We start from the raw sequence: 22999 nt of genomic DNA, 5'->3' as shown, positions 1-22999 counted from the left end.
GCTGTGCGGATTAATTGGCCGATACAGATTGTGAGGACGGGTTTGCAAATGGATTGCATCGTTATCCGTCTATTGAACTGAAATCCCCCGAGCCAACCGCCGGACATTCACCAGGGCACCTACGATGAGCCAGAATTCAACGAGACGACTCAAAATCCCAGCTCTCACAGTAGCAACCGTCCTAACGGGACTGTGCGTGATTTCCGCGACAGGTTGCCAAGTATCGCTGAACGGACAGACAATACCGAGCCCCTATTATTTGCAGGATGACATCCAATACTTCCCGGCTGGCCCCGAGTTCAAACTGCCGCGTGAAGCGGCAGCGCTCAAAGCGGCGCGAGCGGAAGAAGAAATAGAACGCCGCTAGCGAACCGTCGATGTCGTGATCGCTTTCCCCTTCTTAGCCACTGCTGCTGGGGTTACTCATCACCCGCACGCATGAATGGCAGCATGGGCGTCTCGTAATCGCAAAGCTCATCTTCCGAAAAATAGAGCTTCAGCTCTCGCTCGGCTGCTTCCAAACCATCACTCGCGTGAACCAGATTCATTTGACGACTGCTGCTGTAGTCGCCACGAATCGTGCCAGCTGCCGCTTTCAAGCCGTTGGTCGCTCCCAGCATTTCGCGAACGACGCTGATGACGTCAAGCCCATCGATGGCCATCGCCAAAACCGGCGCCGCCGTAATAAAGTCTTCTAGTCCTTTGTAGAACGGCTTTTCCACATGCTCGGCGTAGTGTTTCTGCGACAATTCAGGCGTAATACGCATCATCTTCATCGCGACAATCTGCAACCCTTTTGCCTCGAACCGCGAGATGATTTCGCCCATCAATCGGCGTTGGACACAATCAGGTTTTAATAGCACTAGCGTTCGTTGTAAGTTTTGGCTCATCAATATGCTCCATCGCCATCTGTGGAAGTTTGTGGTCAGAAGGCGGCATTATTAGCATGTTGAGGCAATGCGCGAAGATGACTAATACTTCGTCACCACAAAGAATGAGGGTAAGAATCTTTCGTGGCGGTGACTTCCAACCGCAGCCCACCAGGGCAAGATGCCCCAGCCACTCTTTTGCTATGCCTAAAATCAAACGGGGACAAGGGAATCGATCAATCCTCGAATACAATTCTCTGGATTTAGACACTCGTGTAGAAACGTTGGCCGCAAGAGCAAGCATCATTGGCCATCACGAACGAATTTTTTCAAACTCTGGTAAGGGACGTGGACAGCTATCCTCCGACCCTGAGGATACTCCTAAAGCATTCTTTTGCCCTGCTATGCCTGAAAAACCTCCCATTCTGTACTTGGGGATTGATGAATCAACCCACGGATTCTTCGGTGCAGCCCTCTTTCATAGGACAATCGTACGGCACCCGCCTGGGGAGCGAACATGCGGAACTTGCGTCGATCGCCAATCGATGCGATACCAAAACGAAACGGGGGTGACGACATGCGTACGAGTCTCTATGGATGACACTCGCAGCCCGAACCAGTGAATTGATTGGCCAAATTGCAGCCGAGCCGCTATCAGTGGGCGGAAGAGTGTCGCGTTCACTGAATCATTTGCCCAGCTTTCGGTAGAACTCAGTAGGCGAGTCTCTCCGAGACTCGAAATATTCAGCGTCTCGGAGAGACGCTGCTACTGGGTTCGGAATATTCAGCGTCTCGGAGAGACGCTGCTACGGGGTTCGGAACGTTCAGCGTCTCGGAGAGACGCTGCTACGGGGTTCGGAATATTCAGCGTCTCGGAGAGATGCTGCTACTGGTTTCGGAACGTTCAGCGTCTCGGAGAGACGCTGCTACGGGTTTCGAAATGTTCAGCGTCTCGGAGACACGCTGCTACGGGATTCGAATTGTTCAGCGTCTCGGAGAGACGCTGCTACTGGTTTCGGAATGTTCAGCGTCTCGGAGAGACGCTGCTACGGGTCAGGCTGAGCGTCTTCGTGGGCGTCCGATATCTCGATAGGATTCGTTCGATCGCTTTTGGTCCTTGCGATCGAACGATGGCTGGGGTGGCTGTTCCGTCGCCAATTGGTTTCTCTCTCTCAAAAAGCTGCGCACGGTCTTCAATAGTGAATCTCGAAATCGTGACACATCCTTGGATTGTTCGATCCACGCGATCACTTCGATCCGCTGTGATTTACGGCCAACACATACCAAGGTGGCTTGCGGAGCGGGCGTCAGTAGCACTTCGGGTTGTTCGATCACCAATTCTTGAAGCGTTCGACAGATGTCGACGGGTCGTTCGTTGCGGGTCACGGCAACTTCGATAGGAATTTGGCTCAAGCGTCCAGCCGCCATCCAATTGATGACCTCTTCGCTCACGAAATTCTTATTGGGAATGATGACTTCTCGGCCTTCATCATCGGAGATGACGGTGGTCCGAAGCCGTTGCATCGAAACTCGCCCCGTCACTTTCCCAACGGATATCAGATCACCTAATCGAGCAGGTTTTTCAAACAGTACCACCAAGCCACCAAACAGATTGCGGACCATGTCTTGCAGCCCAAAGCCAAGGCCGATCGTCAATCCGACGGCCAACCACTGAATCGAATGCCAGCGAATACCAACCAATCGGCAGGCCACAAAACAACCGATCCCAAACAGCAGGCAGCGTCCGATGACAAGTGACATGTGTTCCATCGCTTCGTCAAACGAAACTCGCTGAAGCACGAGTGCATCGAACAATGCAGGTAGCAATTTCGCAAACTGAAATGCAACAAATAGCGAGGCGGTTGCCAGTAATAAGTGCATTGCGGTCACGGGGGTCGTTTCAATCACACTTTGCGATATCGGTTGCCCATTCACATCGATCGATGACGTAATGACGGTGTCCTCGATATTCCAAACAACCGGATTCCCCATCCGAACATTGGGGAAGACGTCGACCCAAAGCCACGCCAAACAAAGTAGTGTCAACAGCACCAAGGCACATTGACAAAGGAAAGCGAGTTGATGCTTTAGTTCTAAAAAATGTTCGCCCAGTGTGCCAACTTGGACGTCGGGTTTGATTTCGCCGTACTCATCAAATTGCCGCACCGGTTTAGGACCGGTTAGGCGTTGCCAGATGTGTGCCGAAGCGATCTTCACCGCCGGCCACAACGTTGCCGCGATCATTAGCGACGAGAGGGTGATAATCGCCTTTTTGATTAGCTCGTTTGCTGTAAACTCATACCCTAATGCTGATAGCGTGATCATCGCAAACGGGAAACCGATGCCGATTAGGTAGGGGATTAACCGCAATCGATAAATCACCGCCCCAGCAAAGGTCGCTATCATGGGTTCCAAGAAACCGCCCTTCGGCTTAAACGCTCGATGAAACGTCCAGGCGACGACTAGCATGGCCAATAGGAACCCGATGCGAGCGATTGAACCGCTATGGACCCCGTGATCAACAAATCGCATCCGAGTGAGCAGGTAGGCAACAAGGATCAATCCCGCTCCGATCAGGGTCAGAAACTTGACAGCACGGGTTTGCCCTGGCAATTCGATCGCGACGTGATGATGAATCAGGCCGTTATTTCGGAGCAATTGCCGTGGAATCTCGACGATCAGCGAAACCCAACCAGCCGCGGCGACTGCCGTCGCCATGCTTAAGATCGATTCGGAAACCAAACCGTGTCCCAGCCAGCGGGTCGTGACGAAGAAGATGGTTGGCAGCGTCAATGCCGTGAGCACCGTTAACAGACATGCGGATAGTTGTCGAGCTTGGTCCGATGCGTCTTTCATCCGTTTTCGTTGGCCGATTGCCACTAGCCACGTTTTCGAACGCCAACGGATGATGATCAACAGGAGGATTGTCGCCAACAAGCGTAAGCCTGCGACCGGATCCGCGTCCCATTTTCGTTTGAGATCATGCCCCAGAATCGCACTATGTTGAGAATCGAAAACGGCGGCAACCCCGTCATCCAATTGGCGAATATCAGCAAACCGCAGCGGTTCACCACTCCGAATCCACAGAATGTTTTGATGGATCAATCGGCTGTATTCTGAAAAAATCGTTCGCGTAGCCGTGTTCGCTGTGTCAAGCTGCCCCAGTTTTTGTTGGTATTCCTGATAGCCTTGTCTAAGCAATTTCAGCCACTCGTACCGCTGGGTCAGCAACTGACGGATATCTGCATTCAACGACAAGTGACGGTCTGCCGAACGCTGAAAACGGGATGGATTGGTCGCATTGTCCGTCAAACGTTCTGCTGTTTTTGGTTCGCCCGCGAGCAGTTCGTCAGCCTGCGTGATCGGATTGGATCCGTCGAAGTGGATCATGTCGAGTTCCAACTGCTCGCTGCGAGCGCGTTTTAGTTCCTCGCTCGTGAACAATGACTGAGAATCCTCGATCATCCAGGCATCGAGTTGTTCCTTCTTTTGTTGAAGAAGCAATCCGATGGTTGGCGACAAACCGTAGTGATCGATCTTAAGCCGAATATCTTCGAGGTCCTGGCGAGTGTCGTTAAGTTTTGTGTTGGTTTCAGACAGCACCCGCGAAAGATGATTGTGTGCTTCGGCGAGATCGGCCCATTGGTCTGCAAATCGTGCGTTTTCTTCGGCAAGTTTGGCCGCGGGCGAAATCGTTTGCCGAGCCAAAGACCGAAATTGCGTTGCCGAATGTCGCGCCGATTCAATGTTGGCCAACCGATAAACCGATCGATCTTCGATGGGTTGAACGAGTGACGACGAATCCCGAATTGGATAATTTGGAGTATAGGCCATCGATTGAGCGGAGCATCGGTGACCGAGAAACAAACAAATTGCGACGTTTGTTAACAAGGCGATCAGCAGACTGGGCTTGCTAATTCCGCAGCGACGGCGGTGACCTTTGTAGATAGAGTGCATCGGCGAAAGCGATCAGAATAAGAAACGTCGGACAGAATGCGAAGATAACGCACCGTCGATACAAAATAGGACGTTTGAAAGCTAGACCGAATCGCCAGTTTATTGACTTTATTGACCAAGGGTGGCAATTTCACATCCGTGCTCTCGCCGTTTTGTTTCATTTCGTAGCGAAACCCGCGTCGAAACCCGCGTCGAAGCTCCCCTACGAGTCTCCTGACGCCTGACATCAAAAGGCGTAGCGGAGTGTCGCATCGAACAGCACCGCTTTGCCCGGCTCGGTTGCTCCCGCGACCGGAATGAAGCCCGGCTCGCTGGTGCGATTGTGATAATCGGTTCGCCATGTCGAGACCTCGAATCCCGTGGTTAAATTCTCGCTGATCTTGTAGTACAAGTTGGTATACAAAACCTGGTTCTTGGTCCTGCCAATCAGACTGTCGTTGTCGTCTGGATCGTCGATGGAATAGCCGATGTGAGTGGCGACCTTTTCGTTGACCTCATAACGCAGTTCTGCCCAACCTCCGATCGCATCGATGGGAACCCGCAAACAAGGGCAAACTCCTTGCCCGATACCACCGAGCAGATTGCTAAGGTTCCTGCCTTGAAAAAACTCGCCTCGCAGGCTGAACTTTTCCGTCAATGGAATGATCGCATCAAAGTTGTAAGACCATGTTTCTAGCCGCACGTCGTCTTCAGGCCCAAGAGCAGGATTAGCAGGATGTCCTTGGGCAAAATCGAATCCGGTTTCGCCGATGTGCCCCGATGTCCCCAGCGTCATTGATTTGCCGCCCGCTTGGATGTTGTGGAACGTGATCGCGGAACGGCCCTCCAACATTGGCCACTCGCCTGTTTCGCGGGTGACCCCGGCAGCACTAAAACCGGTCGCTAAATCTTGAATGACGTTCTGGTTCAACGACCCTTGCAGCGTCCAAGTCATCCCCGCACCGAGCGGTATGTATCGCTCCGCCCGAATTTGGGTCCGCCGAAAGCCAATGTTGCCAACAGCCCAAGAGGCAGTGAAGTTCACCGAATTGGGGAGCAGTGGCGACACGACATCCCAGGTTTGGCCTACCAGAAATCGTGCGTGCTCGTTCTTTGCCTCCCAATAGGCATGTCGTAACCGGACGTCGGGCTGATTGTCCGTTACGAAGTTTCCGAGGAAGTCGACTTCAACCTTGCCACCGCTGTCGTACTGACCAATTGTCGGCCCGATGATATCGATCCCAACACGGCTGCGGCGAGCATCCAGTTCAAACGCCCCTTCGCCTTGTTCTTCCTCCGATGCGATCCACAATGCAAATCGTCCTGGAACGGTGCGGCTAGTCGCAAATACACTGTCTGCCCATATCGTTCCATACGGAATGATCGTGAACTTACCAACTTGCACGCCTTCGGAACGTGGTGGTTCAAGAAATGCCGGACATATTTCCCTCTCGTAACCGACCTGCTCGATCATCGGCGATAGACCCTCCACATCGATCGGATCCATGGCCCACGGACCGATCAATTCATTTGAAGGAATCTCGATCGACGATTTCGGCTGTACACTTTCTTCAAGCTCGCCAATTTGCTGCCCAACAACTTGATTCCGTGGCAGCAGAATCAACGCTACTGCAACGATGACTGCGGCACTCCGTATTCGGCAATGGTGGTCTTGAGCGGCCCTGCGGGGTGGTTGCGGCATAATCCTTAGTTCTAGTTTGAAGCATTTTCCATTTGGTTTTACTCTGTTTAGAGTTACTTCGGGATGAACTCGTCAGCAGAATCGACAATTTCGTTACAGCCCGCAAAGTCTGCGTATTATAACCCTTCACTATAACCCTTCACGAAAGAGGAAGCTTTGGAATCACCAAAGCGGCGATGGCGACCGATGCAAGATTTGGAATGAACGGAAATTTCTAGTCGTTTCAACGTTTCCTTTTGCTGGCAAGTTGTTACGATGAAACAAGCCCTCCCCCCCCTTCCCTGCCGCAAAGAGATTGCTCGTGAAATTGTGGGCTTCGGCACCTTGCCGAGAGACCGCGATTCAGAGCAATCGAAGAAGCAATGCCGTTCACCACAAAAATCGTCGTAGCTATCTTTTTCGCGTTTCCAACGGTTGCTCCTCTTTCGACCGTTGCCATGGCTGAAGATATGCCCCACACGTTGGCGGAGCATGATAATGGTGGGGGTGAAAACACCGGAGCAGCAATCTATTCGAGCCAATGTGCGTCCTGCCACGGTCCGAACGGCCAAGGAACAGCGGACAACTACCCATCTCCGCTCGTCGGCGATTCTTCGATTGGTGAGCTGAGCGAGATCATTGCGGAAACGATGCCCGAGGATGATCCCGATACATGTAAAGACAAAGATGCTGAAGACGTTGCCCGCTATATCCACGAATCGTTCTATAGCGAAGCGGCACGACAAAGGCAGCGCACGCCAACCATTACTCTAGCCCGCTTGACCGGTGATCAGTTGCGACAAAGCTTGGCGGATCTGTACGCTTCCCAAAGCGGTTCTGCTTGGCTTCATCAGCAACACGGGGTAACGGGAAACTATTTTGACGGTCCCCGTTGGAAAAAGGAGAATTTGCGTATCGAGCGAGTCGATCCAACGATCGATTTTGATTTTGCACTTGGCGGTCCAGGTGAAGGAATCCAACCCGAGGAGTTTTATATCCAGTGGATCGGAACGCTCAAAGTGGATCGCAGTGGCGAATATGAAATCGTACTCCGCACGACTTGTTCGAGCATGTTAACTTTCGGGGATCGTCAACGAGTCTTGATCGATAACCACGTTCAATCCGAAGGGCGTACCGAATTCAAACGGCGAATTCGACTTGATGCTGGACGCGGTTATCCATTCGAATTGACCTTGATTCAGCGCAAGCGAAAAACGGGACAGACGCCGGCATCGATCTCTTTGTCCTGGACACCGCCTGGCGGAGCAGAAGAAATCATCCCAACACGAAACCTGTTGGCGGCGAGATTCCCGTCTGCGTTTTCGCTGCAACAAAACTTGCCACCGGACGATCACAGTTATGGGTACGAGCGCGGCACGCAAATCAGTCGATCGTGGGACGATTCGGTAACGCAAGCAGCGATCGAATTCTCTCACTATGCCGAGGCCGAACTGTGGCCACGCTATCAACAAAAGCACAAGAAAGACAGCAATCAAGATCGTGAAACGCTAATGGGTTTCTTAAGCGACTTGGTTAAAACCGCTTTTCGTGGTTCACTCGATGATGCGACGCGAAAGCAATACATCGACAAACAAGTCGCTGCGACCAAGGACGATGCGGAAGCGATTCGGCGAGTTTGCTTGCTTGCCCTCAAATCACCACGATTTCTCTATCCGCTACTCGACACCAGCGAATCGGTGTCACAACGTGTGGCCAATCGGTTGGCACTGGTATTGCACGACTCCCTTCCCGTCGACGACTGGCTCTGCAAGCAAGTCGAAAGGGACCAGCTCGTCAGTGAAAAACAAATTTCGAACGCTGCTTGGCAGATGGTCAACGACTACCGTACCCGAGGCAAAACGAGAGCATTCTTGGCCCATTGGTTTCATGTTGACAACGAAGATGAACTCGTAAAGGACGGCGAACTATATCCTGGTTTCGACCGTGAACTCGTTGGCGATCTACGCGCTTCGTTTGACGCCTTTGTCGAAGACGTTGTTTGGAGCGACGCGAGCGATTTTCGCCAATTTTTCCAGTCGGACTACGGTTATACTACCGACCGAATATTCGAGTTTTATGGGGAGATTTGGAAACCGGCAGACCCTCGTTCATCGCTCACCCGTAGTGTTTCCGATCCATCTCTGCGACACGGGCTTTTGAATCATCCGCTGCTGATGAGTCAGTTGTCCTATTTCAAAACCACTTCTCCAATCCATCGTGGTGTATTCTTGAATCGATATTTGCTTGGCCGGACGCTACGCCCTCCCAACCAAGCCTTCACCCCGTTGAATCCCGATTTGCATCCTGGCTTGACGACGCGTGAGCGAGTGACGCTTCAAACCAACGATGTCAATTGCCAAGTCTGCCACCAAAGGATCAACGGCTTAGGTTTTGCACTCGAGAACTACGATGCGGTTGGACGTTTGCGCGAGATGGAGAACGGACATGCGATCGATGCCAGCGGATTCTACGTGACGAGCGGAGAAGAGACCGTTGAATTCATAGGTGCTAGCGAATTGGCTGATTTTTTGGTCCGCAGCGATGATTGCCATCGAGCCTTTGTCGAAGCAGCCTTCGAGCATTTTGTCAAACAACCAATTGCTGCCTACGGACCGGATACTCTTGACCGTTTGACCAAACAATTTCAGAAGACTCAATTTAGTGTACGTGATTTGATTGTATCAATCGCGATTGTTGCATCCCAACCAAAAGACGGCGAAGTCTAAGCTTTCGGTGAAACCATGAAGAGAACCACGCGACGTGATTTTTTGACCTACTTCGGTGTCGGTAGTGCAGCAGCCAACTTTTTGTTCGGGCTTCCGAGTCTGGGCTGGGCGGCTTCGCAATCCCGCAAAAAGCGGGTCGTCTTCCTGTTTAGCCCCAACGGTGTTATCCCCAAACATTTCTGGCCGGATGCCGAAGGACGCGACTTTGAACTCAAACGGATTTTGGAACCGCTTAGCCCATTCAAAAATCAATTGTTGACGCTGCATGGCGTTTGCAACAAAATCCAAGGGGATGGTGACGGGCACATGCGCGGAATCGGTTGCCTGTTGACTGGCGTTGAACTCTTTCCAGGCGATATTCAAGGCGGTTCGGATACGCCCGCCGGTTGGTCCCAAGGGATTTCGATCGATCAACATATCAAGAACAAGTTGCAGGCCGATGCGGCAACGCAAACTCGATTCGGCTCGTTGGAATTCGGCGTGATGGTTCCCGATCGAGCCGACACGTGGACACGAATGTCCTATGCAGGGGCCAATCAACCGCTGACTCCGATTAGCGATCCTTATCAAATGTTCGACAAGCTTTACGGCCAAGCCAAAAACCGCGAACTGCTAGCGAGTGTCCTCGACGACTTGAAAGATGATTTCAAACGGGTGGAAAAACATCTTAGCCATCAGGACCGACAGATCCTCCAATCGCATGTCGAGATGGTGCGGACGGTTGAGAAAGAATTGCAAGCCGAATTGGCACGTACAGAAAAACTTGATTCCGAAGAACCGAAGCATCTCGACCATGCGATCCCCGAATTGCCTGCCAACGTGCAAGCGGAGAACGACAACATGCCGCAAATTGCCAAGATGCAAATCGAATTACTCGTCAACAGTTTCGCTGCCGATTTCGCTCGCGTTGCTACCTATCAAATCTCAAACAGTGTCGGAAATCCTCGGATGCGATGGCTAGGAATCGACGAAGGACACCACGGCTTGTCACACGAACCGGACAGCAACGAGACGGCCTATGAAAAATTGATTCAAATCAATACTTGGTACGCGGAACAGGTTGCTCATTTAGCGAAACGGTTGTCGGAAGTGCCTGAACCGGACGGCAACGGATCGCTTCTGGATAACACAACGATCATTTGGACAAATGAACTCGGCAAAGGGAACACGCACACACGCAACAACATCCCCTTTGTGTTTGTCGGTGGTGGATTGGGATTCGATATGGGACGGGCAATGAAGTACAACCGCGTACCGCACAACCGTTTGCTGATGAGCATCAGCGAAGCCATGGGATTTCCCACAAAAGAATTTGGCAATCCTGATTATTGCGGCGACGGACCACTCACCGGGTTGGTCTAGGCAATATCTCTTGCGCTCGTTCTAACCGTCGTGCATTCTGGAACATGGGATGCGTTGCCAACAAGAATGGTAGCATCGGTGGCGTCGGATCGGCTAACTCACCGAGTTTGGCGTCGTCGATCAACGAACCGCGGCGTGCCCGCAGAATCGCCACATTCAGGAGCGTTCCGAATGGCCCGTAAGGATACTTATCGATATCAAGCTTCGATCGCTGTTCGAAATAACTGTCTTCATCAAGCTTTCCGCCGACCTTGACATCGCCAAAATCAATATCGACATGCTCTGCGGCTGCCAATTGCCAATCGCCTTGCTGCTCGTAGAAATCGATCAACACCCCTCGTGCATACGCACTCTCCGTATGCTGATCTCGAATCCGTTTCGCATCGGTGCTTGCTCGTTTCAGGTTACCTGTGAACCAGTATGCTCGTGCAAGGCCGAGCTTTGCAATCAATGAGGTAGGGTTTAACTGAGTCGCTTCACGCAATCGTTTAAGCCCCTCGTCAACGTCGCCTAGCACCAATTCCAGCATCCCCAATTGATGGCGAACACGCCAATGATTCGGTGTTTCGTCCATTAACGACAGCAAGATTTGCTTGGCTTTATCATACTCGTACAACGTTTGCCATTGGATCATTGCTTGGGCCAAACGGGCGTCGACGGATGCTGGATCGAGCGCCAAGGCGTCGACGGTTGTCTCGCGTGCTTGTTGAATGAGTTCAATCGATTCGTCCACGCCGCATTGTGCCGCCAATGTAATGGAAGTGAGTCCCAGTCCGGCCAATGGAGCAGCAAACAGTTCGTCTTTGGAATGGGCGGACCAAAAACAATCAAGGGATTTCCGCAGCCCCTCGGGACTATCGGGATCGGACCTCGCGGACCCGTCGACGAGGCAACTAAACGCGCTAACGTTGGGTGGTTTCCGTTCCTCGGCAGTGGATGTCAATGAGCGACCGATTGCGGAGGCAATTTCCGAAGCAAACCTTGATTGTTCGAGCAGACTTTCGCCCGTCTCTGACAGGAACCGACGCCCCCATAATTGGTTGCCGCTTTTTGAGGAGACGAGTTGGATATCGATTTCATCAATCGCTTTGGTGCCTCGGCGGGTCGATTGAAACGTGCCAGTCAACAACGCATCGACGTTAAGATCGTCGCCAATTTGCAGATACTCTTTACGTGTGTTGGCAACCAGCGGGCGAAACGGGGTGACTTTGACATCGTTCATTCGGCTTAGTTCATTGACCAACAAAGCCGCCAACTGATCGCCTCGAAAGATCTCTCGGCCGCCAACCGGGCGTCCCACGGAGCCGCTCGCAAGGTCGTCGGTTTGTCGACCCAAGTCGACGAACGACAAAACGGCGATCGAATCGATGTTGGCGATCGATTCTTTCGACGCATCACCAAGCGCTGAGTTTCGAAGGGCGACGGCTGCAAAACCGCCGAGCGTTCCTCCCACGAGAAGTTCGAACAAACGGCGACGCCCAAATGCGGATGATGAGAGTACTTCACGCCCAGGCGTTTCATGAAGTCGTTCGCTAATCGATGCCGCCGACGATGGTCGCAGCCGAGGATCTTTTTGCAAACAATCGTCGATCAACTTCGCGAGCTCAGGATCGCGGCCTCGGAGCACGGGATCGCCAAGGGGCGAATGCTCGAGCGTGGAAGCAAATCGTGCCGCTTTTGTCGCTCCATCAAACGCCCGTTTATGGTAAAACGCTTCGTACAAAAGACAGCCAAGGGCAAACAGATCGGATGACGGCCCCGCTTGTTCGCCACGCGCTTGCTCGGGTGACATGTAGCCAGGTGTCCCCATCACGATGCCCTCGCGAGTCCGCTCGTCTTCCGTTTCGTCTTGATTCGATCCCGGTTGGGAACCAACAAACATGTTGGCTTCGGATCGCGACAGACCAAAATCGAATATCTTCACCCGGGGGCCGACCATCCCTTCTTCGCTACAATCCTCATTCAATCGTTTGCTGCCGGAACCATGACCGCTGACCATCACATTGTTGGGCTTTAGATCGCGATGAACGACACCGTTTTGATGGGCCACTTCCAAGGCATCAGCAATTTGAATCCCAATGCTTCGAATATCACAAACACTGAGTTTCTTCTCTAGCAAAAATTGATCAAGCGTTTGACCTTCTAAGAACTCCATCACGGCATAAGGCAACCCCTTTTCGACACCAACGTCAAACAATTCGACAACATTGGGATGGCTGATCGAGGCGACCGCACGAGCTTCTCGTTCAAACCGTTCACGCAGTCGATGATGGCGTTCGCCTTGAATCGCCATCATCTTGATCGCGACTTGTCGGTGCAACCGACGATCGAAAGCCGAGTAGACGACTCCCATGCCACCTCGCTCAATCAGATGGTCGATCGAATAGGGTCCGATCATTGTGCCTGGACGCGGCAGACGATCTTCGATCGAAAGCAAGTCATCGTCCAAGTCGCTATGCCGAATTTCCTCTTGAATCGCTTGCAATTCTTCTTCGAGCAGCGATACATGTTCACCTTGGTAATCAGAAATCGCTTTTTCGACCGATACCGATTTTCCCTCGCGAAGCGACGTTTCGAACCTCAAACATATCGTATCGATTTCACGTAGCTCATTGGCTGACAGATTTTCAAGTCCCATTCGATTGCCCCTCTTTCGCTTCAGACCATAAACGGCGAATCAATTGTAAACGCCGCTCGACTGCGCGTTTGCTGATATCGAGTTTTTCCGATATTTCTTCGACCAAAAAGCCGTCCATTCGCATGATCGCGATCTGCTTGAGTTGATCATCACCGAGTCCGTCGAGTAGTGTCTCGCAAGCTTCTTCAAGTTCGGCTTGTAACCCCGGTGCGGCTTCGTTGCCCTCAATGCTACCAAGACCAAATTGCCGATCCGCTTCATTCACATCTGCGAAGACCGACTCGCCACGAATGTTGCCGCCGCCCCGCTTTTGCCGCGTATGATGGCGCAGGTGTGCGTTCACTTTTCGACTCGTTAAGGTTATTAACAAACCCCACAAATTCTCGGGCGCTTCGAGATCGGGGAATTGGTCACGACGGACGCCCGAAATAAAACTCTGTAACGCCGCACTGGCAATGTCCTCCTCGTCAGCCATTCGACGCAAATTCGTCGGCAAGCGTTTGGAAGCCAATTGCACAAGTGATTGGTAGTAATCTTGCCATAGCACCCTGATCGCTTCGTCGTCGCCGCTGCGAACCTGGTCGATCAGATGGAGGAATTGTTGCCGAGTAGATTCCATGTCATTCGTTTTCAATCACGGTTGCTTCGAAGGTTGAATCGCCAATGGTCCCGGCGGCAACGGCACCAGGATCAAAATGGGATCGCCTGGCGAAACCGATCGCAATAATTTCGCCATCCCCGTTCTTGGCCACACTGGTCAGTCGTCCAACCGTTTTGCCTTCGGCATTGAGGGTCGTCAATAACTCGGCCAGTGAATCACCAAGCGATTCTGATGACGAAATTGACCAGCGAACCAGTTTCTTTTGGACCTGTCCCATCGCGTCAAGACGAGCCACCGTTTCTTGACCAAGGTAGCAACCTTTCACGAATGAGATCGTTTGCTCTTCGCGGTTTATCTCTTGAGGTAAATTCGTTTCGGTCACTTCGATACCGTACCAAGGGTAGTTGGCAAGCGTCCGAACTTCATGAAAAGCAACGTCGTCTTTGACCGCGATTCCCCGTTCCGAAATCCAGGCCAAGACGTTTGCCTGATGCTCAATCGAAACCAACCATAATATACCATCGATCCAGGGCACGACAAAACCGTCAAGAACCGTGTCGTCAATCGTAATGGTTTTCGATTGAAGGGTCCCGCCATCAACCGCTGTCCTGCATTCAAAATCCATCGATGTTTCGCTTCGGATTTTTCCTTGAGTCGCGGCCGGTATTAGCAAGCCAATCAAGTCCGCATCGCGGATTTCGGTGGATACATCTTCGCGGATCGTGTAGCGGTCGACATGGGCTGCAAAACGCTCTGATTGTCCACCCGCACCGATCAGCCGAAAGCCACTCTCGGTTTTAAAAACGAGGAAGTGTCCAACCGTTTTCCCTCGAACGTCCGTAACGAACGTTTCGCAGCCCTGGCCGACCGCTAGCTTCGTGATGGCGTTGGTTGTCAGGTTATTCAGGACTGCGGAAGAATCGGTACCGACCAAATCGATCACCGAGAGATTCTCCAGCACAAATGCAGTTTGGTTCAATGCAGTTTGATTCAATGCAGTTTGATTCGTCATGCTAATAGCATACCAACCACCGCCAAAATGCAACACCAGCGACGCGACAGATCGTCACGGAACCTCATCAGACGACGAATGTCGGCGGGTTCCCTTCCATCACGCCGTTTCGGAAGGTTCTCGGTTCGAGCCCAGCGGGTCCCCAGATCCGCGTCAAAGACCGTAAAGACCAGGAATTTTGGCTGTTGGGCAAATCGAACGATTTCGCAGTCATGCTCGAGAAGTTGCGAGCTTTTCGCCCCCAAAGAGCGATTTCCCTTGTTTGCCGCTGTGTTGTTAGGGAGTGCATCCGGTGCAAGACCCCCGCCGCACGAAAGTCTCGGCGACTTTCGCTGCAAACCATTACAGGCGATCAACCAAAAAGGTTCCATTGTCGGCAACACCAAACATCGGTCGGCTGTACCGGCCCGCTCCCATCGGGCCACCAGGACGATAGACCAAGCCGAGCGAAATATTCCATGATTCCTCTTGGTGGCCGCCACTGCCGTTGCCTTCGTTGGGAACCAAGAAGGTTGCTCCCGTCGCTAAGGACAAGTTCTGACGAAGCGGCAAGTCCAAGCTAGCCCCGAGCAATCCATCATCGGTATCGGTCCAGCCAGCAAAGGCTTCCCAAGACCCAGCGTTATGGAGGAGTCGACGATAGAACAATCGGTATTGATCGGTAGGCTCAAATGTCATGCTTGAACGGACGGCCACTCCCGCAGGATTGATCACGCTTGTCTCCGACGTGTCGTCGCCAAGGCCGGCTGCGAACTGCAGTCCCCAGACGTGACAACCGTTGTCTTTCCAGCTCAGTTCGCCACGAAGCTGAGTTAAATCACTTTGGAAATACCAATCGTCGTTCAGATAGTCAAACACCAAACCGTACTGCAGCCCGTAATCCACACGCCGAAAGAATCCAGTCGTCAAGAAAACTTGGTTCCTTGAATCGGTCGTGAACTCGGCTCCTGAAAGGTTATTCTGAGTGGCTCGTACTCCAAATTGCCAAGCCATGTCCCAGCCAAGCCAGCGTTTCAAAGAGCGTCCTTCGTTGAAACCTTCGTAGAAGCCAAAACTGCCTGAGCCACTACGGCTGCTACCATTGGTTCCATCGGTGTTCGCAAAGCTGAGTGGACCCTTGAATCCTTGCACACCTGCAAAGAAATCAAAGCGACACCATTCGATGCGAAGCAGTGGCAAATAAAGCGGTATCGTTTCGACCGAACAAGGTGAGTCACAGGCACCGCCGCAGTAGTCGCCACAGGTGCTGCAACTCACTTCAGCTCCGCAGGCTGGCTCATAATACTCTGCTCCGCAAAGCGGTTCCGCACCGCAACCTGGTTCGACAAGGTATTGGCTTTCCATACCGCAAACCGGTTCCGCTCCACACGTGATTTCGCCGCAGTCACAAACCGGGCCACTACAATCACAAGCGGAATGATAAAAACTTGTTTGCTGAACAGGTGCAACCAAGCGTTTTCCTTTAACCAGCTGAGCTGAAGGCATTTCCGTGATCACCTCGCCTGTCGCGGCTTGCGACACGAGCGATCGTTTGGGCGTTATTTGCTCCGACCGCACCTGGCTGGCCGCCGGTCGTTTCGCTTGCCAAGTGACCTGGGACGAATCCGCCGCATTTGCACCACTCATCATGCCTAATACAAGCATCGCAACGAGTGCTGGCTTTCCAATAAAGAATGGCATTTTTAGACCGTTACCCCGTCAAAGATCAAGCGAAAAAGGACCGAACCGATGTCGATACGGATATCCAGTCTGATTTATCGGCTCGATACGACCGTTACAACAATAAAAAACTCTCCAATCGGAATATTTTCACATTTGAATTGGCCGCACTGCGATAGCAAACAGCTAACCGACGGAGATGGCACGTGATCACGCTATGGAGATTCGTTCAACATGTCGCTGGCTGTCCGCTCCCGCCTATCCCCCCAAAGCCTTCCACCCCTCCACCTTAAGGGCGTCCATGCGGCAGGGACTTCCATGCCAAAACATCTTGTCTGAACATAATTCTATCTTTGTTTGGACTTGCGGCACTGCTCTGCGCGCTTAGAATGAATGAATACGAGTGACAAGCTGTTTAGGCTTTTGGCAATCATCGGGTGTTGGATCGGCCTCAACACTGCGCCTAAGCAGACGATGGAACTCAGCACCGCACACTTGAGGAGACGATTTTGCTTACCGAGAAAACGATTGAAAGTATGTTTCGTAAACTGATGAATGACCCCAACCGTAATGAGGAAACGTTCGAGAAAGCAGAGCTGCTTTTGGATGACGAACTTCGCGCCGAAAGCCCGTTGCGGCATCGCTTGACCGTTGAACTCGAAGAACTACGCGAAGCAGCCGGAAAAGCATAAGCGACGCTTTGAATTCTTAACTTCAAGCTGCCGGTTTTTCAAGCTGCCGGTTTTTCAAGCTGCCGGTTTAATGAGCCGTTGAGACAATAGCCCCGGTTGTGTCAGTAAAGAACCAGGGCTATTGTTCAAACGGCTCATCTTGTTGGCAGTGTTTGCTGAGTACCGTTGTCGCGTGTTGCCTCGAAGACAAATGATATGATTGAACTAGGCGTTAACATTGATCACGTTGCAACGGTCCGCCAAGCTCGGCGAACCTATGAACCCGACCCGGTAGTCGCCGCCGCGATGGCGGAACAAGGCGGTGCCGACGGAATCACCTTCCATCTTCGCGAAGATCGACGGCACATCCAAGATCGGGATGTCGAAATCCTGATCAAGACCGTCACCGTTAAAACCAATATGGAAATGGCCTGTGACGAAGGGGTTCTTGCGATCGCATGTCGGCTCAAACCAACTTGGGGACTTTTGGTGCCCGAAAGCCGACAAGAGGTCACAACCGAAGGCGGCCTGGATGTGGTTGCCGACAAGGGGCGAATCAAAACCGCGATCACAAAACTCAAAGAGCAAGGCATTCTAACGAGCCTGTTCATTGATCCCGATCCCGCTCAGGTGCAAGCATCAGCTGAACTGGGGGTGGATGCCGTCGAGCTTCACACCGGCCCTTACGCCTTGGCGAACCACCATACGATCGACAACGAACTGAAACGATTGATCGATGCGGGCCGCGTTGCCTCCGACGCAGGACTTCGCTTGCACGCCGGCCATGGCATTACCTATGCTAACGTCCGACCGGTCGCAGCCATGGATGGACTGATCGAACTCAATATCGGTCACTCCATCGTCAGCCGCGCTTTGATGGTAGGAATGCGAGAAGCGGTTGCCGAGATGCGGCGGATCCTTGATCTTCAACGATAGCCATCGATGGTGGTGTTGTTAATACCGCCAACCCAGCGAGCGTCCACAAGCGAACCCATTGCAAAAGGACCTGCAAGGACCATAGCGAACGGATTCGCAAACCCTGTCTCGGTTTCATCCCGGGGCGGCGGCGCTACCACGACTTGCCCCCAAACCTCGACTCCATTTGCACGGCAATGCGCGCTGCGCTCATGCATCCGCCTCTGGCCCTTTTTCACGGTTTCGATAGCGAGAGGTTTGGGTGTATAAAACGGCGACAGCTAAAACGCTAGCAGCCAAGGGCATGAGCGAAAAAATCAAACGATCGAGGATCGTTTTACCTTCCCCCATACCGGCCACACCGAAGGCGAGTCCCCCGAGTGCCATCGGCACGAAGATCAGCCACACGCCTGTTAATATGAGCAAGCTTGGTCGAACCGACGCTAGCCCACTATACTTTGGCACGAAGTTGTCGTGCATGACATCTTGGTTGACGCGTTCTCCGATCGGAGTGTACTGACGTTCTTCGCTCATGGCACTTTTCCCAATCGATTCCATGGTTGATCCGCATACGCACTCTCATGATACCCACGCAAACGTTGGTGGAGCAGACGACACTCAAAAGGTGGTCAGCGAGACGTATCAAAACTCACTGCTCTTTGCAGCGGCACGCTCGAGTCGGTCCATGATCGCCCGACCGATTCCCCGTGGCGAGCAGGTGTCGATATGGATGCAGGTTAACTGGGCTTGATCTAGCTGCCGAAGCGCCGCGAACAACCGTTTCGCAACTTGCTCCAGGTCCCCCGATTCGCTCAAGACTTCGACGACCGTATAGCGACTCACTTCTTCATCCGCTAGCTTTTGAAAGGCAATTCGCCCCGTGTTTTTGGGCACCACAATCGTTGTACCAGGATACAAAAGCTGCACCGCAGTGGTGGGTGAGTAGTGCTGAGACATCATCCCGGGTGCTTCGAGTTGTTTCGTCGCTTGCCGGTTTGCGGAGACTTCCATGAGTGTGTCGACCGATAGACCAAAACGCTCGGCCAACACTTCGGCTGCAACCCCGCCTGGGCGGAGCAATCTTGGTCCGCTTTCGTGAAGCCGGACAATCGTGGACTCAACACCGTAGTCGCACGGCCCACCATCTAAAATCATGGCCACGGTGTCGTCTAGTCCATCCTCACAGTGGGCTGCCGTTGTTGGGCTGACGTAGTTCGAGCGGTTGGCGCTGGGGGCGGCCAGCGGGAAGGGGCACCGATTCAAAAGCGACAGGGTAACCGGATGGGAAGGGATGCGAACCGCAACGGTCTGATTCCCGGCCGTCACGATATCGGGAATTCGCTCACCACGTGGGAGCACGACCGTTAGCGGGCCAGGCCAAAGATCTGAAACTGCCGCTAGCTGACTTTCAATCGGTTTCGCAAGTGGCATTCTAACCGCATCGACAACTCGATCGAGCGAAGCGACATGGACAATGAGCGGGTTGTTGGGTGGGCGATTTTTTACGGAAAAAATTTTTCGCACCGCGGAGGCGTCCCATGCGTTCGCCGCCAAACCATAGACGGTCTCGGTCGGAATCGCTACCAAACGCCCCGACGTCAAAAGCGCTCGAGCGTGATCGAGCATTTCATTCGTAGAGGGCTCGATTCGGCTCATACACTTGACTCAAACTTAGCTTTACTCAAACTTGGGTCCGCTGGCTCAACGCAACGGCGACTGGAACTCGGGCAATTGTCATAGCAATCATCCAAGTGTAGCAATCATCCAAGTGTAGCAATCATCCAAGTGAACGCGAATGACACTCGAGACATTCGATACCGGCCATTCGATACCGGCCGGCATCACGCTTGATAGCTTCTTTGTTAAATTGCGGCCTGGTAACCAGCACTTGGCACCACCGACAACCATGTTACCAAGTCATGTTACCAAGTTCGCCAGCTGCGTCGACAACCGATGATGCCTAGCCCGGATGATTCATGGGCTTGCAAATTGTTTTGCTAACGTCTACGCCTTAAAGCGTTTACGTTCATTGCTCGAAAAACAGTCTGGGTACTAGCCGTTTTGGCGTTAGCGGGCTGTCGATTTAATCGGTTTGACTCGACTTATCGTTTAACGCCAAGCCGTAGGCGACCGCTTACGGAAAAGCTGACGCCTTCGGCTAAGCGTTAAACGATTAAATCGACAGCCCGCTAGCGGCCTGCTGATTTAATCGGTTTGACTCGGCTTATCGTTTAACACCAAGCCGTAGGCGACCGCTTACGGAAAAGCTGACGCCTTCGGCTAAGCGTTAAACGATTAAATCGACAGCCCGCTAGCGGCCTGCTGATTTAATCGGTTTGACTCGACTTATCGTTTAACGCCAAGCCGTAGGCGACCACTTACGGAAAAGCTGACGCCTTCGGCTAAGCGTTAAACGATTAAATCGACAGCCCGCTAGCGCCAAAACGGCTAATGAACAATCCGGGCTAGCGGCTCAACGACGATGGCAAACGCTTCGCCAGACTCGACGGGAACAACCTTTCTAAGTGGACGACAAGCCAATAGACGGTCAGATCTATTTTTTTGCAGAAATGTGGTCATTTATTTCTCAAGTCAGAACTATGAACGTACGTTTAGAACCTTCTCTCAAAAGTTGGCAACCAATGGACGAATGTTCGTCGGTTGTAGTGAAATGCTTGCCAAGATGAGTCACTTTTTTGCATCGCGAACCGTTTGGTTCGGTATCTTGCTACCGCGCGGATACGAGACAATCTGACGCAATGGACGCCTGACAAGTTGTTTTTCTCTTCAATTTTGTGATCCTTGCATACGGGAAATGCAAGATCACAACGCGTGATCTTTGTAGAACTTTTCTTTTCGCCAGTCCTCTCATTTGGCGATCCGTATTTCTCAGTGATCTAAGGCAATCTATCATGCAACTGAACATCTGCGTCGAAACGAATTTCAATGACCATGGAACCTCCTTGCCTGTGCAAGATTCCCTATCTGTCGAGAAGCTTGCCCCTGTCGACATCCGTGTGCCCCCTATCACTGGCGCGAAGCCCGCTGTTGAACAAGTCCTGTTGTCCATCCTCGAAGACAGCAAAATAATGTCGGCTCAGTTTGTCGTGCGAAGCAATGTAAGACATGACGGCGAGTAGCCAAACGTTTTTTGGAGAACGGTTGGCATGTTGCCCCGTTTTCCAATCTGGTTCATGATATTGCAACAAGCACCGCTCGCCTTAGGGTTTTGATAAAGAGTGATCGCCCGAGGGGGCGTAAAGCGCACGATGTCGCAGGATACGAACTAGAAATGACCACCCCCCATATTCTTGTCGTCGAAGACGAAAAGCATCTTGGCGTTGGAATCAAGTACAACTTGGAAGCGGAAAACTACCGAGTGACATTGGTCGTCGATGGGCCAACCGCCCTGAGATTGGTCGAGTCGGGCAAGGAATCGATCGATCTAATTGTTCTCGACTTGATGTTGCCTGGGATGAGCGGCTACTCGGTTTGCCAATCCATTCGGCAGGCAGGCTTGACGACCCCGGTCTTGATGCTGTCTGCCCGCACGTTGGCGGAAGATCGGACTCGCGGCTTTGATGTTGGTGCTAACCAATACATGAGCAAGCCGTTTGAGCTGGACGAATTGCTCAGCCGGATCAAGAATCTACTTCAGATCGCAGCTCGCGAACCGACGAAAGCGAGTTCGAAAAAGATGGTCGAGCGGGTTGTCGAATTCCAATTTGGGCACACACAGGTCGATTTTGAAACCCACGAGGTAAGTGTATCGGGCAAATCGGTCCGCATGACCCCAAAGGAACTGCGGCTTTTGAAGTACTTTGCCGAGCATCGTGGGCGCGTTATCAGCCGAAATGAATTACTGAGCGAGGTTTGGGGGGTCTCGGGTAATTTGCAAACTCGAGCGGTTGACCAGTTTATCGCCCGATTGCGAAAAATCATCGAGCCAGAACCCAGCTTGCCAATCCATCTATTGACCATTCGGGATGCAGGCTACCGCTTCATTGCAGAACCTGCGGAGGACGAACGCGCCAACCGCAACAACGACACAGGGGACTAAGTCAGGACGGCTTCGTCCTAGGCTGCGACAAAACGTGACTTGGGCTTCCAGCCCCAGTTCCGCGGCAAAACGTGACTTGGGCTTCCAGCCCCAGTTCTGCGGCAAAACGTGACTTGGGCTTCCAGCCCCAGTTCCGCGGCAAAACGTGACTTGGGCTTCCAGCCCCAGTTCTGCGGCAAAACGTGACTTGGGCTTCCAGCCCCAGTTCCGCGGCAAAACGTGACCTGGGCTTCCAGCCCCAGTTCTGCGACAAAACATGACTTGGGCTTCCAGCCCCAGTTCCGCGACAAAACGTGACTTGGGCTTCCAGCCCCAGTTCTGCGACAAAACGTGACTTGGGCTTCCAGCCCCAGTTCCGCGACAAAACGTGACTTGGGCTTCCAGCCCCAGTTCTGCGGCATAACGTGACTTGGGCTTCCAGCCCCAGTTCTGCGGCAAAACGTGACTTGGGCTTCCAGCCCCAGTTCTGCGGCAAAACGTGACCTGGGCTTCCAGCCCCAGTTCTGCGGCATAACGTGACTTGGGCTTCCAGCCCCAGTTCCGCGGCTAAACATGACTTGGGCTTCCAGCCCCAGTTCTGCGGCAAAACGTGACTTGGGCTTCCAGCCCCAGTTCTGCGACAAAACGTGACTTGGGCTTCCAGCCCCAGTTCTGCGGCTAGAAGCCACAGCCACAAAACAAGCAACGCTAGCCTTATATTTTGACGAAGCACTACTGCCATTTTGTGTAGAGCGAGTCCACCTGAGCCACCAGCTGCTGCACCTAAACTATTTCTCACCAATCACTTGTGACTTAATTTATCTTATCGGCACGCCGCTTGCTCTTCTCTTTCTCCGCTACACGGCACGCTGCCATTTGTGCACACATCC

General features: G+C 52.6%; 19 protein-coding genes. 10 read left to right on the top strand and 9 right to left on the bottom strand.

The genetic code is table 11. The features are described 5' to 3' along the window. Positions 1 to 124 precede the first annotated feature (124 nt). Positions 125 to 367 carry a hypothetical protein gene (locus Q31b_RS23430; protein ID WP_146602075.1) on the top strand — a complete coding sequence of 81 codons (243 nt, stop codon included), beginning with the start codon at positions 125 to 127 and terminating at the stop codon, positions 365 to 367. A gap of 52 nt (positions 368 to 419) precedes the next feature. Here Q31b_RS23430 and ndk read toward each other — a convergent pair whose 3' ends face one another. The 3 genes from ndk to Q31b_RS23415 form a co-directional block, all read right to left on the bottom strand. Continuing rightward, positions 420 to 890, bottom strand: a complete 471-nt coding sequence (ndk, locus tag Q31b_RS23425) for a nucleoside-diphosphate kinase (protein ID WP_146602074.1) — start codon at positions 888 to 890, stop codon at positions 420 to 422. Positions 891 to 1922: 1032 nt separating this feature from the next. After that, the gene (locus Q31b_RS23420; RefSeq protein WP_231617792.1) at positions 1923 to 4826 is read right to left on the bottom strand and encodes a mechanosensitive ion channel domain-containing protein; all 2904 of its coding nucleotides are present in this window, start codon (positions 4824 to 4826) and stop codon (positions 1923 to 1925) included. Between the two features lie 226 nt (positions 4827 to 5052). After that, positions 5053 to 6507 carry a DcaP family trimeric outer membrane transporter gene (locus Q31b_RS23415; protein ID WP_197172144.1) on the bottom strand — a complete coding sequence of 485 codons (1455 nt, stop codon included), beginning with the start codon at positions 6505 to 6507 and terminating at the stop codon, positions 5053 to 5055. A 362-nt stretch (positions 6508 to 6869) separates the two neighbouring features. Here Q31b_RS23415 and Q31b_RS23410 point away from each other — a divergent pair, with 362 nt between their 5' ends. Beyond that, a complete protein-coding gene (locus Q31b_RS23410; RefSeq protein WP_146602073.1) occupies positions 6870 to 9212 on the top strand; it encodes a DUF1588 domain-containing protein in 2343 nt (780 codons plus the stop codon). A 15-nt stretch (positions 9213 to 9227) separates the two neighbouring features. Further along, entirely contained in the window at positions 9228 to 10574 is a 1347-nt protein-coding gene (locus Q31b_RS23405) for a DUF1552 domain-containing protein (RefSeq protein WP_146602072.1), read from the top strand. On the opposite strand, the gene Q31b_RS23400 is transcribed toward Q31b_RS23405, so the two are convergent. The 4 genes from Q31b_RS23400 to Q31b_RS23385 all read right to left on the bottom strand — a co-directional run bounded on the left by Q31b_RS23400 (position 10558) and on the right by Q31b_RS23385 (position 16505). Further along, a complete protein-coding gene (locus Q31b_RS23400) occupies positions 10558 to 13212 on the bottom strand; it encodes a serine/threonine-protein kinase (RefSeq protein WP_146602071.1) in 2655 nt (884 codons plus the stop codon). The two genes, Q31b_RS23405 and Q31b_RS23400, sit on opposite strands and share 17 nt — an antisense overlap. Beyond that, positions 13202 to 13831: an ECF-type sigma factor gene (locus tag Q31b_RS23395; protein ID WP_146602070.1), complete on the bottom strand. Its 630-nt coding sequence runs from the start codon at positions 13829 to 13831 to the stop codon at positions 13202 to 13204. The genes Q31b_RS23400 and Q31b_RS23395 overlap by 11 nt, the downstream gene beginning before the upstream one ends. 1 nt (position 13832) lies before the next feature. Further along, complete coding sequence (ygfZ, locus tag Q31b_RS23390; RefSeq protein ID WP_231617791.1) at positions 13833 to 14825, bottom strand: CAF17-like 4Fe-4S cluster assembly/insertion protein YgfZ; 993 nt, start codon at positions 14823 to 14825, stop codon at positions 13833 to 13835. 342 nt (positions 14826 to 15167) lie between these two features. After that, positions 15168 to 16505 carry a DUF6666 family protein gene (locus tag Q31b_RS23385; RefSeq protein ID WP_146602069.1) on the bottom strand — a complete coding sequence of 446 codons (1338 nt, stop codon included), beginning with the start codon at positions 16503 to 16505 and terminating at the stop codon, positions 15168 to 15170. Between Q31b_RS23385 and Q31b_RS28620 the strand changes: the two genes are divergently transcribed. From Q31b_RS28620 to Q31b_RS23375, 3 genes are all read left to right on the top strand, one after another. Then, entirely contained in the window at positions 16499 to 16663 is a 165-nt protein-coding gene (locus Q31b_RS28620; protein ID WP_197172142.1) for a hypothetical protein, read from the top strand. The genes Q31b_RS23385 and Q31b_RS28620 overlap by 7 nt on opposite strands. Positions 16664 to 16993: 330 nt before the next feature. Next, a complete protein-coding gene (locus Q31b_RS23380) occupies positions 16994 to 17176 on the top strand; it encodes a hypothetical protein (protein WP_146602068.1) in 183 nt (60 codons plus the stop codon). A 195-nt stretch (positions 17177 to 17371) separates the two neighbouring features. After that, a complete protein-coding gene (locus Q31b_RS23375; RefSeq protein WP_146602067.1) occupies positions 17372 to 18091 on the top strand; it encodes a pyridoxine 5'-phosphate synthase in 720 nt (239 codons plus the stop codon). Between the two features lie 189 nt (positions 18092 to 18280). Here the strand turns inward: Q31b_RS23375 and Q31b_RS23370 are convergent, their stop codons facing one another. Next, entirely contained in the window at positions 18281 to 18604 is a 324-nt protein-coding gene (locus Q31b_RS23370) for a hypothetical protein (protein WP_146602066.1), read from the bottom strand. Positions 18605 to 18712: 108 nt separating this feature from the next. Further along, positions 18713 to 19726, bottom strand: coding sequence for an L-threonylcarbamoyladenylate synthase (locus Q31b_RS23365; protein ID WP_146602065.1), 1014 nt, complete (start codon positions 19724 to 19726; stop codon positions 18713 to 18715). A gap of 139 nt (positions 19727 to 19865) precedes the next feature. Here Q31b_RS23365 and Q31b_RS28615 point away from each other — a divergent pair, with 139 nt between their 5' ends. The 4 genes from Q31b_RS28615 (at position 19866) to Q31b_RS23350 (ending at position 22130) form a co-directional block, all read left to right on the top strand. Continuing rightward, positions 19866 to 20027 (top strand): hypothetical protein, encoded by a 162-nt coding sequence (locus Q31b_RS28615; protein ID WP_197172139.1) that lies wholly within the window; start codon positions 19866 to 19868, stop codon positions 20025 to 20027. 525 nt (positions 20028 to 20552) lie between these two features. Further along, a complete protein-coding gene (locus tag Q31b_RS29740) occupies positions 20553 to 20825 on the top strand; it encodes a CheR family methyltransferase (RefSeq protein WP_146602064.1) in 273 nt (90 codons plus the stop codon). A gap of 157 nt (positions 20826 to 20982) precedes the next feature. After that, entirely contained in the window at positions 20983 to 21210 is a 228-nt protein-coding gene (locus Q31b_RS23355; RefSeq protein ID WP_146602063.1) for a hypothetical protein, read from the top strand. A 152-nt stretch (positions 21211 to 21362) separates the two neighbouring features. Next, positions 21363 to 22130, top strand: coding sequence for a response regulator transcription factor (locus Q31b_RS23350; protein WP_146602062.1), 768 nt, complete (start codon positions 21363 to 21365; stop codon positions 22128 to 22130). Positions 22131 to 22999: the final 869 nt, after the last annotated feature.

Origin of the sequence: Novipirellula aureliae (assembly GCF_007860185.1) — a bacterium.
In the GTDB taxonomy this organism is placed as follows: Bacteria; Planctomycetota; Planctomycetia; order Pirellulales; family Pirellulaceae; genus Novipirellula_A; species Novipirellula_A aureliae.
The sequence above is the reverse complement of the archived record's forward strand: the minus strand, read 5'-3'. Positions and strand labels throughout refer to the sequence as shown.